The 15,538-nt window shown below is 52.9% G+C and carries 12 protein-coding genes and 1 tRNA gene; 3 read left to right on the forward strand and 10 right to left on the reverse strand.

Going from position 1 to position 15,538, the window contains the following annotated elements; all coding sequences use genetic code 11:
- Nucleotides 1-152: 152 nt before the first annotated feature.
- Nucleotides 153-1,868 (forward strand): ATP-binding protein, encoded by a 1,716-nt coding sequence (locus P1S59_04190; protein ID MDF1525457.1) that lies wholly within the window; start codon nucleotides 153-155, stop codon nucleotides 1,866-1,868.
- Between the two features lie 68 nt (nucleotides 1,869-1,936).
- Here the strand turns inward: P1S59_04190 and clpB are convergent, their stop codons facing one another.
- Nucleotides 1,937-4,522, reverse strand: coding sequence for an ATP-dependent chaperone ClpB (gene clpB / locus P1S59_04195; protein MDF1525458.1), 2,586 nt, complete (start codon nucleotides 4,520-4,522; stop codon nucleotides 1,937-1,939).
- A gap of 464 nt (nucleotides 4,523-4,986) precedes the next feature.
- Between clpB and P1S59_04200 the strand changes: the two genes are divergently transcribed.
- Complete coding sequence (locus P1S59_04200) at nucleotides 4,987-5,385, forward strand: DUF1178 family protein (GenBank protein ID MDF1525459.1); 399 nt, start codon at nucleotides 4,987-4,989, stop codon at nucleotides 5,383-5,385.
- Nucleotides 5,386-5,491: 106 nt separating this feature from the next.
- On the opposite strand, the gene P1S59_04205 is transcribed toward P1S59_04200, so the two are convergent.
- Nucleotides 5,492-5,566: transfer RNA gene (locus P1S59_04205), tRNA-Val, on the reverse strand.
- 218 nt (nucleotides 5,567-5,784) lie between these two features.
- Between P1S59_04205 and P1S59_04210 the strand changes: the two genes are divergently transcribed.
- Nucleotides 5,785-6,507: a hypothetical protein gene (locus tag P1S59_04210; GenBank protein MDF1525460.1), complete on the forward strand. Its 723-nt coding sequence runs from the start codon at nucleotides 5,785-5,787 to the stop codon at nucleotides 6,505-6,507.
- 491 nt (nucleotides 6,508-6,998) lie between these two features.
- On the opposite strand, the gene nikR is transcribed toward P1S59_04210, so the two are convergent.
- From nikR to hrcA, 8 genes are all read right to left on the reverse strand, one after another.
- Nucleotides 6,999-7,415 (reverse strand): nickel-responsive transcriptional regulator NikR, encoded by a 417-nt coding sequence (nikR, locus tag P1S59_04215; protein MDF1525461.1) that lies wholly within the window; start codon nucleotides 7,413-7,415, stop codon nucleotides 6,999-7,001.
- 11 nt (nucleotides 7,416-7,426) lie between these two features.
- Nucleotides 7,427-7,939: a hypothetical protein gene (locus P1S59_04220; protein MDF1525462.1), complete on the reverse strand. Its 513-nt coding sequence runs from the start codon at nucleotides 7,937-7,939 to the stop codon at nucleotides 7,427-7,429.
- A 244-nt stretch (nucleotides 7,940-8,183) separates the two neighbouring features.
- Nucleotides 8,184-8,825: a LysE family transporter gene (locus P1S59_04225; protein ID MDF1525463.1), complete on the reverse strand. Its 642-nt coding sequence runs from the start codon at nucleotides 8,823-8,825 to the stop codon at nucleotides 8,184-8,186.
- Complete coding sequence (locus tag P1S59_04230) at nucleotides 8,822-9,676, reverse strand: deoxyribonuclease IV (GenBank protein ID MDF1525464.1); 855 nt, start codon at nucleotides 9,674-9,676, stop codon at nucleotides 8,822-8,824. Before P1S59_04230 ends, P1S59_04225 begins: the two co-directional genes overlap by 4 nt.
- 282 nt (nucleotides 9,677-9,958) lie before the next feature.
- Entirely contained in the window at nucleotides 9,959-12,052 is a 2,094-nt protein-coding gene (locus P1S59_04235; GenBank protein ID MDF1525465.1) for a methyl-accepting chemotaxis protein, read from the reverse strand.
- Nucleotides 12,053-12,618: 566 nt separating this feature from the next.
- A complete protein-coding gene (gene dnaJ, locus P1S59_04240) occupies nucleotides 12,619-13,737 on the reverse strand; it encodes a molecular chaperone DnaJ (protein ID MDF1525466.1) in 1,119 nt (372 codons plus the stop codon).
- Nucleotides 13,738-13,741: 4 nt separating this feature from the next.
- Nucleotides 13,742-14,356 carry a nucleotide exchange factor GrpE gene (grpE, locus tag P1S59_04245; GenBank protein ID MDF1525467.1) on the reverse strand — a complete coding sequence of 205 codons (615 nt, stop codon included), beginning with the start codon at nucleotides 14,354-14,356 and terminating at the stop codon, nucleotides 13,742-13,744.
- Nucleotides 14,353-15,423, reverse strand: coding sequence for a heat-inducible transcriptional repressor HrcA (hrcA, locus tag P1S59_04250; GenBank protein ID MDF1525468.1), 1,071 nt, complete (start codon nucleotides 15,421-15,423; stop codon nucleotides 14,353-14,355). The genes grpE and hrcA overlap by 4 nt, the downstream gene beginning before the upstream one ends.
- Nucleotides 15,424-15,538: the final 115 nt, after the last annotated feature.

The raw sequence follows: 15,538 nt of genomic DNA on the forward strand, positions 1-15,538 counted from the left end.
CCGAGGGGGGATAACGTAAAACCAGGCACTGATTTTACGTTATTGGTTCAGCTTGACACTCACCCCGATACCTATAGTATGATAACTAGTAAACTGTTAAGTGACAATTTACACTAACGATATCTGTACAGGGATGTCTACCCGGGATAACAATGACGCCTAATCGAAAACCCGCCAGGATCCTTATCATTGAGGATGACCCTGTATCCAGGAACCTCCTGAAAAACATTTTCCGGAACGAAGGTTATGATGTCGAGGAAGCGGCTGACGGGATCAAGGGGCTCGAAATGGCCCTCCTCGATCCGCCGCCGGACCTTATCTGTCTCGACATAATCCTGCCGGGTCTGTCCGGTTACGAGGTCTGCCAATCCATTAAACATAGCGAGGCCGGCGTAACGATCCCTGTCCTCATGGTAACTTCCCTCACCAAGAAGGAGGATATCGTAAAGGGCCTGAAATCAGGTGCAACCGACTACATAACAAAGCCGTTCTCCCCGGTGGAGGTACTGGCCCGGGTAAAGGTCAACATTGAGAACCGGTTCGCCATGCAGGAACTGCTGGGAAGGTCGGGCCGATTTGAGTTGGCCTGTGATGTCCTGGAAACAACAACATCGTCACTGGATTTGAAGCAGGTCCTCTTCCATCTTGTGTCGAAAACGGCCGAATTCCTCGATGGCGAACGCTGTTCCATAATCACCGTGGACGGAAGCTGGGGTAACGATGAAGATATTCCCGTGGGCCGCCTCCTGGTATCCCATGAGGACCCCAACATTTCCGAACTGGCCATCGACCTTATAAAATACCCCGAGATACTCAAATCGTTCCGCACGGGGGAAGTTGTGGTGGTGAAGGACGTCCTGAACGATCCGCTCATGGCGGATGTTAAACAAAACATGACCAACCTTCCTTTCAGGTCGGTCATGGCCCTTCCCCTTGCTTTCCGCGGAGAGATCCTGGGTGCCATGCTTTTGAGAGCTACCAGGGAAGAGACCGGTTTCACCGACAACGAGATCATCATGGCCAGGATCATTGCCGGAGCCAGTACCAACGCACTGAGAAACGCCGCCTTGTACCAGCGCATCAACAAAAAAAACGAAGTCCTCGAAAAAATGAATGAGGAACTGAGCATCGCAAACCAGGAGCTCGAAAACCTCAGTCAAGCCAAATCGGATTTCGTGTCTATGGTCTCCCATGAACTCAGAACGCCCCTGACCTCCATTATCGGTTTTTCCGAACTGCTCGCGGAGGCTCATGTTGGTGAACTCACCGATGAACAGGAGGAGTACATAAGGCAGATCCTCCGCAAGGGCAAGGACCTGCTCGCCCTCATCAACGACCTGCTGGACACCGGCCGCCTGGAATCCGGGAAACTTGCTCTTCGTTACAGGGAAGTGGACCTGGAAGACGTTATCCTTTCAGTTCGATCCTCCACACGGCACGTGACCGAAAACCTGCCTATCATAAATACCCACATACCTGTCGACCTGCCGGCCTTTGAGGGAGATGCGGAAAAGATAGCGCAAGTTCTCACCAACCTGGTCACCAACGCCCTGAAGTTCTCCCCTCCCGGCTCACAGGTGGATATCATCGCTTCGATGATCCATGGGCGAAGGGACAGTGACCGGGGAGATCTGATTCAGATCAGTGTGAAGGATAGAGGGATCGGAATCCCGGAGAACGAAAGACAAAGGATATTCGACCAGTTCATCCAGGTCCAGCAAGGAAATTCCCGTACTTTCCAGGGTGCCGGCCTGGGGCTTTTTATCTGCCGCTCCTTTGTAGAGCTTCACGGCGGCAAGATCTGGGTCGACTCAAATGTGGGAGAAGGAAGCACCTTCCACTTCTCGATACCGATAAAACAAAGCTGAAAACCAGTGTCTGGTGTCTAGGATCTAGTGTCTGGAAAAGACAGAATCCAGGAGCCAGAAACCAGAAACTAGACACTGTCTTTTTCGAATATTATTTCCCCATCTTTCACATCCCCAACGATCGCATCCCCATCCTTGAACTTCCCTGAAAGGATCTGAACGGCCAGTACATCCTGAACCTTTTTCTGGATGACCCTGCGAAGGGGCCTTGCACCGTAAACCGGGTCGTAACCCTCTCCTGCGAGCAGTTCCTGGGCTTCACCGGTAAGAGTCAGAGCTATCCCTCTCTCGTGGAGCAGGCTGCCGAGTTTCTGTACCTGGATCGTGACGATGGCCCTCAACTGTTCCCTGGTCAGAGGATGGAAGATGATCACGTCATCGATGCGGTTTATAAACTCAGGGCGAAAGTGTGCCGTCAATGCCTCCAGCACCCGTCTCTCCATCTCCACGGTATCCTGACCTTGCAGATCAGCGATGGCCCCACTGCCGATATTGGATGTCATGATGACCACTGCGTTCCTGAAGTCCACCGTTCTGCCCTGTCCATCCGTTAGTCGCCCGTCATCGAGGAGCTGAAGCAATACGTTAAACACCTCCTGGTGAGCTTTTTCTATCTCATCAAGGAGAATGACACTATAGGGTCTGCGGCGAACCGCTTCGGTAAGGTACCCACCTTCCTCGTACCCGACATACCCGGGTGGTGCTCCAATGAGGCGGGAGACAGAGTGCTTCTCCATGAACTCAGACATGTCGATCCTGACCATGGCCCCATCATCATCGAACAGAAAATGTGCCAGTGCCTTGGCCAGTTCAGTCTTTCCAACCCCTGTCGGTCCCATAAATATAAAGGATCCAATGGGTCGATCCGGGTCCTGGAGTCCTGCCCTTGCCCTCCTTACGGCATTGGATACCGCCTGGATCGCTTCATCCTGACCTATGACCCTTTGTGCGATCCTCTCTTCCATGTGAACCAGCTTTTCCATCTCCCCTTCGAGGAGACGGCTTACGGGAACCCCTGTCCAGTTGGAAACTATGAGAGCGATGTCCTCGGAATCAACCTCTTCCTTGAGCATCCTCTGGGCTGACTGCAATTCGGCGAGCCTTTTTTCGGCCTCTTCAGATCTTTGCTGCAGTTCCGGGATATCCCCGTACTTAAGCTGGGCCGCCTCTTCCAGATCCCCTGCCTGTTCAGCTTTCTGAGCCCGATAGCGGGTATCCTCCATCTGCTCCTTGAGCCGGCGAAGCTCCTGGATGCTCCCCTTTTCCGTCTCCCAGTGGACCTTCATGGAATCGCCTTTCTCACTGAGATCAGCGACCTCCTTTTCGATCTTTGCCAGTCGTTCCCTGGATGGGGCATCCTTTTCCTTCTTGAGCGCTTCCTTCTCTATCTGCAGCTGGACAATACGGCGCTGGATCTCGTCGATCTCCTGGGGCATGCTGTCGATCTCAATGCGCAGCCGGGAAGCCGCCTCGTCTACAAGATCAATGGCCTTATCCGGCAGGAAGCGGTCAGCGATATACCTGTTTGACAGGGTCGCGGCAGAAACGATGGCCGAATCGGTGATCCTGATCCCGTGGTGGATCTCATAGCGTTCCTTGAGCCCCCGAAGGATCGCGATGGTATCCTCCACCGAAGGCTCCGGCACCTTCACGGGCTGGAACCGCCTTTCCAGGGCTGCATCTTTTTCAATGTTATTTCGGTACTCATCCAGAGTCGTGGCCCCGACACACTTGAGCTCCCCCCGGGCAAGGGCGGGTTTGAGCATGTTGGAGGCATCCATCGAGCCTTCAGCGCGACCGGCGCCTACCAGATTGTGCAGTTCATCAATGAACAGGATCACCTCGCCGGCTGCCTCTTCAACCTCTTGAAGAACCGCCTTGAGTCGCTCCTCGAACTGGCCCCGGTATTTGGCCCCGGCGACAAGGGCTCCCATGTCGAGGGCTATTATCCTCTTGCCCGAAAGGCCATCAGGAACATCGCCGTCGGAGATCCTCTGGGCAAGCCCTTCGGCGATGGCCGTCTTGCCCACCCCCGGCTCTCCGATGAGAACAGGGTTGTTCTTGGTCCGCCTGTTCAGAACCTGGATCACCCGCCGGATCTCGTCGTCGCGCCCGATAACCGGATCTAACTTCCCCTGCCGGGCCAACTCCGTCAGGTCTTTGCCGTACCTGAGCAGGGACTGGTAACGATCCTCCGGGTTCTGGTCGGTAACCCTGTGGCTGCCTCTCACGCCTTTAAGGGCCGCGAGGACCATCTTCCTGTCCAGTCCGTACTGTTCGAGAACCTTGGCTACAGGACTCTTGCTATCGACCATGGCGAGGAACAGATGTTCCGTGCTGACGTATTCGTCCTTGAGCTCCTCAGCCTCCTTGTGGGCGGTGTTAAACAGTATATTGAGATCCCCTCCGAGGTGGACCTGGGTGATACCGTGGATCTTGGGCAACTTGCCCAGTGTCTCTTCGAGAACGACATTTAAAGCAGAGATATCCGCTCCCACCTTTTCGATGATGGGTACAACAACCCCGCCTTCCTGGGCAAGGAGAGCTAAAAGGAGATGCTCGACACCGATCTCCTGATGTCCCCTGTTCTCGGCATCCTTCTGGGATTCCTGAAGAGCCTCCTGGGCCTTGACTGTCAACTTGTCAAAATTAATTGCCATTATGTCTACCTCTATTCTCACATGTACTGGTGTGTTTTATTCTCCACATAGAATTTAACCATCCACGGTACACTGTCAAATGGGGGACGGTAGGAGTGTAGAGTGCAGGGTGCAGAGTGTAGAGGGAAAAACGTGTTTGAGGTTTGATGTTTGAGGTTCAAACCTTGATAGAGTCGCAAAAAGTCCAATCCGGGACTTTTCACTCCATGGAAAGGGAAAAGCGTTGTTTTCCCTTTCCTTACAAATCAATGATTTACGGAGTGAGTCATTGATTTGGGCGCCCCGCGCGGGGCGCATTGATGACTTTTTGCGAAGTCATCAACCTTAAACCCTGAAGTCAAGAAACGGCACGACGCGCGAGTTACAACTCCGAGCACCTGGAACAGGACTCTACACTCTACACTGTTTCAACTTTGCTTACTTTTAATGTAAACTCACCTTAGAGGAATTTTGAATCTATGATCATCTATGACCTACAGTGTGCGCGCGACCACAAATTCGAGGGCTGGTTCAAGTCCAGGGAGGAGTATGACCGCGAGTACCAGGCCAAAAGGCTTTCGTGCCCCCTTTGCGGCGATTCACAGATAACCTTCCTGCCCGCGGGCGGGCACGTTTCGATAAAGGAACGGACCTCGAATTACGACAACCAGAAGAAAATGGTCAAGGCCTTTTCGGAATTTGTGGAAAAGAACTTTGATAATGTGGGGCCTGATTTCGCCAAAGAGGCGCTTAAAATTCACTTTGAGGAGGTCGGCCACCGGAATATCCTGGGCACCATGACCGATGGGGAGGAGAAGGAACTTCAGGAAGAAGGGGTCCAGTACGTCAAGGTACCGGTTAGAAAATTATCCAGTTGAAAGAACAGGAGCCAGTACCCAGGAGCCGGGAGCCAGGAGAACTACTGTAACCCGGAACCTGGAACACTACCAATAAAAACGGGCCCGAGAAGGGTCCGTATGTTTGTGGTGGGCGATACTGGATTTGAACCAGTGACTTCTGCCGTGTGAAGGCAGCACTCTCCCACTGAGTTAATCGCCCGAAGTTTGAGAGATTATAACTACGGAGCCTCAAGTGTCAAGGGAAAGGCCGTTGACACGGGAAAGGCCGTGACTGGTAACTCGTGATTAGTGATTGGTAAAAACGCGGCTGTAATAAAACAAATTAAGTGATTTCACACAAACCGGGTCTCTAAAACCTCTGGCGAAGTAAGATGAAATCTGGCGGTCCTGATCCCCTTGTGGTATTAATTCTGCGTTATGACAAAAAAACTTCTCCTTATAATGATACTTCTACTTGCTCTGGTTCTCTCCCCTGCCCCATCTTTTGCCGGTTCCGCCATGGACTCACTCATCGACCGGGTCCTTTTCGCCTACGGCGGGAAGAAGCTCGACTCGGTCAATGCCTACCGGATGGAAGGCGCTGTGGCTGCCAGGATGAGGCAGACCGAGGGGTCCATGGTCAGACTCTTCTCCAGACCCGACCGCCTCTATGTGGACCTCGCTTACAAAACCAATCCCGAGCGCAGGTTTCTCGACAGGGAGCGGGGCTGGCGAACCGATCCTGGGGGAGACGGCATCAATGAGGTCGGAGGCCACCTTTTAAAATCCATGGTTCTGCAGGCGGCCCGGTCCAACATACCGTGGGTGCTTTCTGAGCGCAGGGATGATGTCACCCAGATCCCGCCACTCAAAATAGAGGACCGCATGACCATCGGTTTGCAGGTGCTGCTAGAGCCCGGCCTCTTCCTTCGCCTCTACGCCGACCCAAAGACCGCCCGCATCGTCTATAGCCAGGCCATCCTGAATACCGAGTCTCTCAAGACCCACTTCGAGACGGCCTACTCGGAATTTAGGGAGGTGGACGGGGTGCTTTTCGCCTTCCACGAAGAGAACTGGGCATCAGGATTTAATACGGGGATGACGGAGATACGGAAAATAACTGTTAATCCGGCCACAAAGCCCGAAGACTTCAGGCCCTAGTAATTTTCAATCTCAAATCTCAGATCTCAAATCTCAAAAAGTTCCAAACCAACTGTCAGGCATTTCACTACTCACATAAATGCGGCAAAAGCACTTAAGGCAGCCTGTCCGCCATCTTGTCCGTCGTAGCCTGAAAGGCGAAGTCGGAAGCTCGTAGAGCGACGGCGGAAGGACACAGGGCAGCCATTGACAGGCTGCTATCGCCCACTTGACAACTGACAGACATATCAGATTGCCGCGTCACCCACGACTATCTCGATGTTATCATTCACCCCCACCTCGGTCCTCCCCCCTCAATAGGGGGAGGAAGCATTAGGAAGATGACTATTTTATACTCGCAATGACAAGCAGCTCTACTAGACACCAGACACTGCCGTTCCCCCTTCGCGTCCTCAGCGTTAAAATCCACCTCAATTACCAGAAATATAAAGCCGGGGCGTTAGCGCCCCGGCTTTATTTGAGATCTGAGATTTGAGATCTGAGATTCGCTTTTAGAACGATCGCCCCACCGTCGCGGCCGTCAGTTTCCCATGAACCACTCCCTTGGTCCCGATGAGCCGGTCAGCTACCTTCCGGATCTCACTGCTCTTCCCCTTCACGAGGACCACCTCCAGGCACGTGTGGTGGTCCAGATGAACGTGAAGGGTTGAAATAACGGCCTCTCCCATCTCATGCTGGATAGAGTTGAGCTCATCAGAAAGTTCCCGCACGTGGTGATCGTAGACGAGGGTCACCGTTCCGATGGTCTCCTCATCGGATTCCCACTCGGCCTCCACAAGGAAATCCCGAATTAAGTCCCTCAGGGCTTCGGACCGGTTACTGTAGCCCTTCTCCTGTATGAGCCCGTCAAAACGCTCCAGAAGGCGGTTGGGTATGGAAACACCGAACCTGGTGGTCTTTTCCTCCACCCGATAACCTTCTATACCTTATCGGCGCTGTCGATCCTGGGTGGCCTGCCCCGGCGTTTCGGTGCGGCAGGTTGCGCCTTGGCTGAGGCTGCCTTGGGTGGACGTCCCCTTCGTTTCGGAGCTGCGGATGATGCCCTGGATGAGCCTGACTTGGAAGGGCGTCCCCTTTTCCCAGAAACCGGCTTGTCGTTCCTGACAGCCTTCAGGGTCCTCTTGAGACTGGCTATATTTTTTTCAACTTCCGCGATGTGTGTCACCGCTTCGGCTACCTCCGCCTCGCCCTTTTTACTCGGCTTGGTAATGTTCAAGTAGAAAAGCTCGCCAAGCTCCTGGTACAGGTCTTTTTTCTGTCTGTTGAGGGACCCGATCTCTATCTTCACCTGGGCGACCTTTGTGACTTTGTCAGCCTCACCCTTGCCCTTCTTCACGGCCTCGATCACCTTCTTGCCGAAATCCTCGAGAGCGGATTTAACCTTTTCCATTTCCTTGTCCACGGGGTTCTCCTTTCGTAATCTGTGATCCATAAATCCATAAATCTATAAATCTATAAATCTATAAATAAATATTCTACAGGCAATTATTAATTATTCAAAACATTTTTATCGGGAATTTCCAATATTTATTAAAGGGTTAAATATGCAATTGCAGTCATAAATGTGCAGGGCAATTATTTTTTTATTATCAAAAAAATAATTGGTGCTAAAGTGCAGAAGTACGGAAGGATTTCCAATAATTGAAATTTATCTGAGATCTGAGATTAACTGGGATTTATCCCCCGAGCGCTAATTTTCCCCCATACCACACGAACCAGACACCCAGGACAACCAGAATGGCCGCGCACAGGAAAAGCACCCGGCAATAGTGGTAGGTCCCCAGGAATTTTTTCCCTCTTGCCGCCCCCACCGAAACAAGGGTGTACCAGGCAAGGTCACCCGAAATGTGGCCCAGGAAAAAAACCGTGATACCCAGGGGGCCGCTTTTAGCTGCCGTGGTGAGAAAGGCTAATCCCACCGTCGCCCACCAGAGGGTCCAGTAGGGGTTGGATATGCTGGTAAGGATACCAAGCCACACAGCCCGGTTGCTTCCCGCCACAGCCCCCTCCTGGGTTCCGATCCCCCCTCCTGCCCTGGCCATGGCGACCATCCCCCAACTCATCCAGATGAGGATGGCTCCTCCCACAAGCCCGACGATGGACTGGACTGCGCCGGATTTGAGGAGGGGACCGGCTCCCAGAAAAACAAGGCTGATAAGCCCCAGCTCCAGGATGGCATGGCCCAGGATGGCCAAGGGGCCGAAGGTCCACCCGAACCGGGGAGAGTGGGCCACCGTAACTGTGAGGAGGGGGCCAGGCATAAGCGCACCTGAAAGGGCCACTACAAAAGCTGAAGCAAAAAGCAGAGGGAGGTTCAAGCCGCTCCCCCCGCGAGCTTTTTCAGAAGCTGAACCTGGGGACGATAGCGGCCATCTCCATCCGGCAGGGGCTGGGTTTCCAGGATCCCCGGAACGTTAGTGAACACTTCCTCACTGAGGATGACCCTGAAACCATTTTTTCCGATGTGTCCCTCGCCTATCCGCTCATGACGGTCCACCCTGGAACCTAGCTCCTTCATGGAGTCGTTAAGGTGAACAACTCTGATATTATCCAAACCTGCCTCACCATCGATTCGTGTTAAGGCTGATTTGACTTTTTTTCTATCCCTCATGTCATAACCGGCGGCAAAGGCGTGGGCTGTATCAAAACAGAAACGGACACGATCCGGGAAACCCGCCAGTTCCCTTATGGCTGCCAACTGGGAAAAGGAACAACCCACGGATGAACCAGAGCCGGCGGTGTTTTCGAGGAGAATGTCCGGCCCGGCCACATTTTCCTCCAGGACAGCCTGAACCATTTCAGCGGCCCGGCGAAGACCATCCTCCACAGAAGTATCCTTGTGGCTGCCGGGGTGGATAATAAGTTGGCCTATGCCGAGAGCCATACACCGGGTGTACTCTTCTTTTAATGCCACCAGGGAACGGATCCACAAGTCAGGATCGGGGCTGGCAGGGTTGATGAGGTAGGCGCCGTGGACAACGATGGGGAGATCCCCGTTGGCCGCCAAAGCCTCCTTGAATGCCTGGGTCGTATTGGGATCTACAGGCGGGACTTTCCACCTGCCAGGGGGCCCGGTGAAGATCTGGAAGCACTCGCACTCGTCCTCCACTGCCCTGTGAATAGACTTTTCGAAGCTACCGGATATGGATTCATGGGCACCTATGAGCAAAAAAATCTCCTCCCTGTTTGCGGAAAAAGAACGCCATTATATCTAAGGTTGAAGAAAAAGAAATGTGCAAAGAGGAAGTTTTCTTTCAGTGGTCGGTGGTCGGTGATCAAAAAAATGGCAGTGCCCATTAATGAAGAAGGAAGATGTTGAGACAGGGAGGCAGGCGGAGGAAATCTGATCCTGGGAAAATCTTTGAAATATGAGATCTGAGATTGAAACCGACCACTGATCACGGGTTCGGGTTCGGGATTTTATCGATCACTGATCACAAACCCCCAGGACTCAAGCGTCCTTACCAGTTTTGAATATCTCCAGATCATGGTGCAGCGCCTCCATGCGCTGGTGGAGATCATCAATGACCCCCTGTAGTCCGTGCACCGTTTCCTTGTTCCTCTGGATGACACTCGTGAGGTTCTCCGTCAATCGCAGTACCTTCGCACCATTGACAACCTGAATCTCTGTGGATTCGGAAATATTTCTCACGGTGTCTGTTATTCTGGTCAGGTCCTTGTTGATCTGCTGGCTTGTCAGGGTCTGTTCCTCGGTGCTCGTCTTGACCTTCTCGGCTGCCTGCTGGATCTGTCTGGACATCTGTAAAAGCTTTTCACCTGCCTCGGACTGCTGCTCACTGAGAGCCTTGATATTTCCGACAGACTCCGTAAGGTTCTGGGTGGTTTCAAGAACCCTGTTGCTCGTGCTGGCCTGTTCAGAAGTCGTCTGGGCGATCTCCTCGATCCGGTGAGAAACAAGCAACGTGTTGTCCATGATACTCTTGAGGGCTTTGGTGACCTCTTCCGTAAGGTTGACGCCTTCGTCTACCTTCTGATTGGAATCCTCTACAGCCTCACTCGCCCTGACCACCTCTTCCCTGAGCCCATCGATCACTTCCCCGATACGGTTGGTCTGGGCCTTGGTGCTCTGGGCAAGTTCGTTGATCTCGTCCGCGACGACGCCGAACCCCTTACCCTGGGCTCCCGCCTGGGCTGCAATGATGGCCGCGTTTAATGCAAGCAGGTTGGTTTTCCCGGTGATCTCGGTAATAAAGCGCAGGATCTCATCGATCTCCTCGATACGGTCAGACACCAGGGATATGGTCTGGCTGACCTGAGCCGAACTCTTCTTGATAGCCCCCATACCTTCCCGGGCGTTCTTTGATACTTCCATCCCCTTCTCGGCCACCTGGGTCATCTGAACCGCATCCTGCGCCGTGCTTTCCGCGGTGCCGCGCACCTGGACAATGCTTGCGCTCATTTCGTTCATAGCTCCTGCCGTTTCCTCAGCGGCACCCGACAAGGAGGCAAGGTTTTTGCTGATCTGCTCAATTGAGTTCGAGAGTTCCTCGATGGCCGTGTTGGACTCGTTCACCGAATTGAAGAGAGAATCGGACATGGAGGATACCTCTTCTATGGAAGCACCCATCTCCATGACGTTGGAAAAGCTGTCGTTTGAAGAGTTTTCAAGGACATGGATCCCCCCGGTGACCTCGTCGGTCATTTTTTTACTGCTCATTACCGATTCCATGGTTTCCGATGCCAGACCGACCTGCTGTTCGATCCCCTCCTGTACGTCGGTATAGACCTGGGCGATATTTACGTTGGCTTGGGAAATACTTTCGTAGGAAAGGTCCACTCTTTCTATGATCACGCCGAGCTGAGCCAGTGTGCTGTTCAGGTGGGTGGCAAGATCCAGGAATTCATCCCGGCTGGTAACATTTACCCTGGCAGTGAGGTCCCCGGCTCCGACCCTCACGAGCACATTAATAAACGTATTCATATGCCGGAGCAGATAGATAACGACCAGGTGAAGAAGGATGATCCCCAGGATCGAAGCAATGGCGCACTGAATGACAAGATTTTTCGTGATCTGGTTAAGTTCACTCACAATGTGACCGTAGTCCATGCCCACTCTAACCGCACCGGCGCGCCCGAAAAGGATGGGGACAGCCACCTCCAGAACATCCCCCACCTCCTCTATCTCAAAACGGGCGATCTTGTATTCCTCCTCACCCGTTATGGGGTTAAGTCCGAGAAGGTTCTCCGAAAAGCCCCTCTTAAAGGTGCCGGCAGTCAGTTTCCCACCCGAATCCTGGACCAAAATATAGTTGACCCCGCGGACGTCTTTATAGGTATCCGTAAGAGACTGGATCGCGGTGAAATCCCTGCTGATGAGTTTGTCCTCACTGGACCTCGCTATGGAAAGGGCGATAGCCTTGGCCTTGCTCTCAAACTCGCGGTTCATGGTCGCGCTGAAGCGGTCGCGGATGAACAGGACATTGACCACAGCCAGTACAGTCATCACGATCACGACGACGGAAGTTATCTTCCACCCGATCGTCATCCCGATCCCTTCCTTTTTAACCGGACCAGTAGTTTTCAATTCGCGAGCTCCTATAATACCGGAAATGGATTGATCTTCTGGTTTGGGGGCTTTTGGAATGGTTTCAGGTGTGTCAATCATGCCCCCATGGTTCCATCAGACAACAACCGCTTTATACAACAAGCATTATGATAAGAAGGAAATCTATCAGAAAACATTAACCCGCACAACGGGCAGGAGGGATGTTGAACACAGAACGCAGAATCCAGAACGCAGAACGCAGAACGCAGGATATACGGATTACGGATAACGAACGTGGAACGTATCAAACATGCCAGGGAAAACTTCCGTCATTCCGGGCCCCGCCTGCCCTAGAATGGTTTAATCTGGGGACTCGGAATCCAGTTGGATATTTGATGCTTAAAGTTTGATGACTTCGCAAAAAGTCATCAATGCGCCCCGCGCGGGGCGCCCAAATCAATGACTTACTCCGTAAGTCATTGATTTGTAAGGAAAGGGAAACGAACGCTTTTCCCTTTCCGTGGAGCGAAAAGTCCCGGATTGGACTTTTTGCGACTCTATCAAGTTTGAAATTTAAATACCGATCACGGTTCACCTATTACCGCTCACCTCTCCTTGTACTTCATGAATTTCTTCGAGAACTGGGAGACAGCCTTGTATGCCGAATGCTTGGACTCGGCTGTGAACTGCTCAAGAAGCTGCTTCTGTTTTTTTGATATTTTGGATGGGACCTCAACGTTAATACGAACGTACTGATCACCCCTCCCCGACCCCTGCAGCCTGGGAACTCCCTTGCCTCTCAGGTTAAACACTTGCCCAGGCTGGGTGCCGGAGGGGATCTTAAGTTCCGTAGGGCCGTCGAGGGTGGGTATTTCAACCGTGCCTCCAACGGCAGCCACCTCCATCCTGATGGGCACCTCGCAGATGATATCTTCATTCTCCCTGCGAAAGAATGGGTGCTCCTGTACCTCGATCTGTACAAACAAATCTCCCGATCCGCCACCAGACAAGCCGCCGTCTCCTTCACCTCTGATCCTGAGACGGTTGCCCTCATCCACACCCGGCGGGATGCGCACAGTAAGGTTACGCTGCTTTTTTTCCCTGCCTTCACCCTTACATTTGGTACATGGATGTTCAACTATTCTGCCCCTCCCGCCGCAACCGGGGCAGGTCCGGGACATGGTAAAGAAGGCCTGCTGGTATCGGACCTCGCCTTTTCCGTCACATACGGTGCAAACCACGGGGCTGTGCCCCGGCTCGACACCGTCTCCGAGACACTTTTCACACTCTGTGAGCCTAGGATAGATGATCTCTTTCTCGGCTCCGAAAACAGCCTCTTCAAAGGTGACTGCCATGCGGTAACGGAGATCGTCCCCCCGGTACCCCCTCTGCTGGTTTCCTTGCCTGCCGCCTCCGAAGAAATCCTGAAAAATGTCAGAAAAAACATCTGAAAATGAACCGGAAAAATCGAACCCCCCGGGGAACCCTCCGTTGCCGGACACTCCAGCGTGACCGAACTGATCGTACCGACTCCTTTTTTCCTGGTCGGAGAGGATGGAATAGGCTTCGCTCAGCTCCTTGAACTTGTCTTCGGCCTCCTGGTTGTCCGGGTTTCGGTCCGGGTGGTACTGGATGGCCAATTTTCGATAGGCCTTTTTTATCTCTTCAGAGCCGGAATCACGCCCGACCTCCAGGATCTCGTAGTAGTCTCTTTGCTCTGCCATCTGATCAGTTGTCTCCCTCGTTGTCTTTGTCCCCGGATGGTGGGCCAGCCACATGAACCATGGAAGGCCTCAGGATCTTTCCTTTCAGGCTGTATCCTTTTTGAAGCTCCGAAATAACGGTGCCCTCATCGTGCTCCAGTGAGGGCAGGACCCCCACAGCTTCATGATACTGAGGGTCGAATAGACCACCAACAGCATCCACCGGCTCAAGTCCGCAGGCACCCAGAACGGAATAGAGCTGATCGCTAACCATACGCACACCTTCCAGGACACTGTCGATCCCGGCCTGATCCAGTTTTATGGAAAGGGCTCTCTGAAGGTTATCCAGAATAGGCAGAAGCTTGTAGATGAGGTTTTCGTTGGCAAAACAGACGATATCCGTTTTCTCCTTTTCCGCACGTTTGCGGAAGTTCTCGAAATCGGCCACAGCCAGGAGGTACTGTTCCCTGAAATGGGCAGCCTGAGCTATGAGACCTTCGTATTCCTCCCTGGAAATGGTCACAGGTTCCGTCTCAACAGGCTCGTCTTTGGTAGTTTCGACTGTCATTTCTTCAATATCGGTCACCGGAACATTGACCCCGTTGCCGTTGCCTTTATCATTTCTGCCTGAACGGTTCAAATATTTCCCTCCTGGGGGTTATCAGTGTTGGTAAAGTTTTCGCTCACAGCCTCCGCTGCCGATCTGACCAAGGGGATAACCTGGTTATAATCCATCCTTGAAGGACCCATAACACCCACAGCTCCCAAGGGTCCCGTTTCGCGGCCGTATGTCGAGACCACCAGGCTTATCCCCTTCATTTCGGTTATCCCGCTTTCAGACCCGATGAAGACCATCATGTCCTTGGCATTGATAGTCTGGTCGAGAAGGGCCACCAGACCTCTCTTTTCCTCGAACAGGCGGAAGATCCCCCTCATTCCTTCCATGTCAGCCATGAACTCCGGCATATCCAGGAAGCGGGAACCTCCTTCAAGGTAGACCTCATCACTATCCGGACCGTCGAACATTCGTTTTCCCAGGTGCAGGGCAGACTTCATCCACAGGTCCAAACTCTCAAGGTCCTGCTCGAGGTCTTTTTCCACCCTCCCTTTCATTTCGTCCAGGCTCAAACCGGAATAACGCTGGTTCAGGTAGCTGGACATGCTGTCTAAAGCCTTCTGGGAGAGATCTTCCCCGGTGTGGACCAGCTTGTTGCGAGTCACACCCGATACGGAGACAAGGACTGTGAGCACCCTTTCTCTGCTGATACGTACGAAGGTAACCTTTTTGAAAAGGCTGCCTAAACGTTTCGGAGGTATAACGATTCCGGCATAACGGGACATGTCCGAAAGAATCCTGGAAGTCCACTTGAGAAGATCCTCCACTCCACCGGAAAACTGCCGAAGTGCCAGCTGGATATTTTTGGCATGGACCCGGTTATCTGAGAACCGTTGCCCCATCAGGTTGTCCACATAATAGCGGTAGGCTTTTTCGGTTGGGACCCTGCCGGCTGAAGTATAAGGCTGGCTCAGGTACCCCTCGCCCTCAAGCTCAGCCAGAACGCTCCTCACGGTGGCCGGGCTGATGCCAAGACGGCACCGCTCCACCAGGGTCTTGGAGCCCACCTGTTCCGCTGTTCCAATATGGAACCGGATAAGTGCCATGAGTATCTCGTGATGGCGCTCTGACCACAGGGCCTGGCTCGACATTTGATCACCTCGCAAAAAGTCCATTAGTGGCTTTTTGCTCCACGGAAATCGAAAAGTGTCATTTTCGCTTTCCTCACAAATCAATGACATAATTTGCCGGTCATTGATTTGGGCG

This window comes from bacterium (assembly GCA_029210965.1).
In the GTDB taxonomy this organism is placed as follows: domain Bacteria; phylum BMS3Abin14; class BMS3Abin14; order BMS3Abin14; family BMS3Abin14; genus JALHUC01.

Excerpts from the sequence above, each read along its gene's own strand:
- P1S59_04190 (MDF1525457.1), top strand. The coding sequence starts at position 153 with ATGACGCCTAATCGAAAACCCGCCAGGATCCTTATCATTGAGGATGAC.
- P1S59_04200 (MDF1525459.1), top strand. The coding sequence starts at position 4,987 with ATGATCATCTATGACCTACAGTGTGCGCGCGACCACAAATTCGAGGGC.
- P1S59_04210 (MDF1525460.1), top strand. The coding sequence starts at position 5,785 with ATGACAAAAAAACTTCTCCTTATAATGATACTTCTACTTGCTCTGGTT.
- P1S59_04220 (MDF1525462.1), bottom strand. The coding sequence starts at position 7,939 with ATGGATCACAGATTACGAAAGGAGAACCCCGTGGACAAGGAAATGGAA.
- dnaJ (MDF1525466.1), bottom strand. The coding sequence starts at position 13,737 with ATGGCAGAGCAAAGAGACTACTACGAGATCCTGGAGGTCGGGCGTGAT.
- hrcA (MDF1525468.1), bottom strand. The coding sequence starts at position 15,423 with ATGTCGAGCCAGGCCCTGTGGTCAGAGCGCCATCACGAGATACTCATG.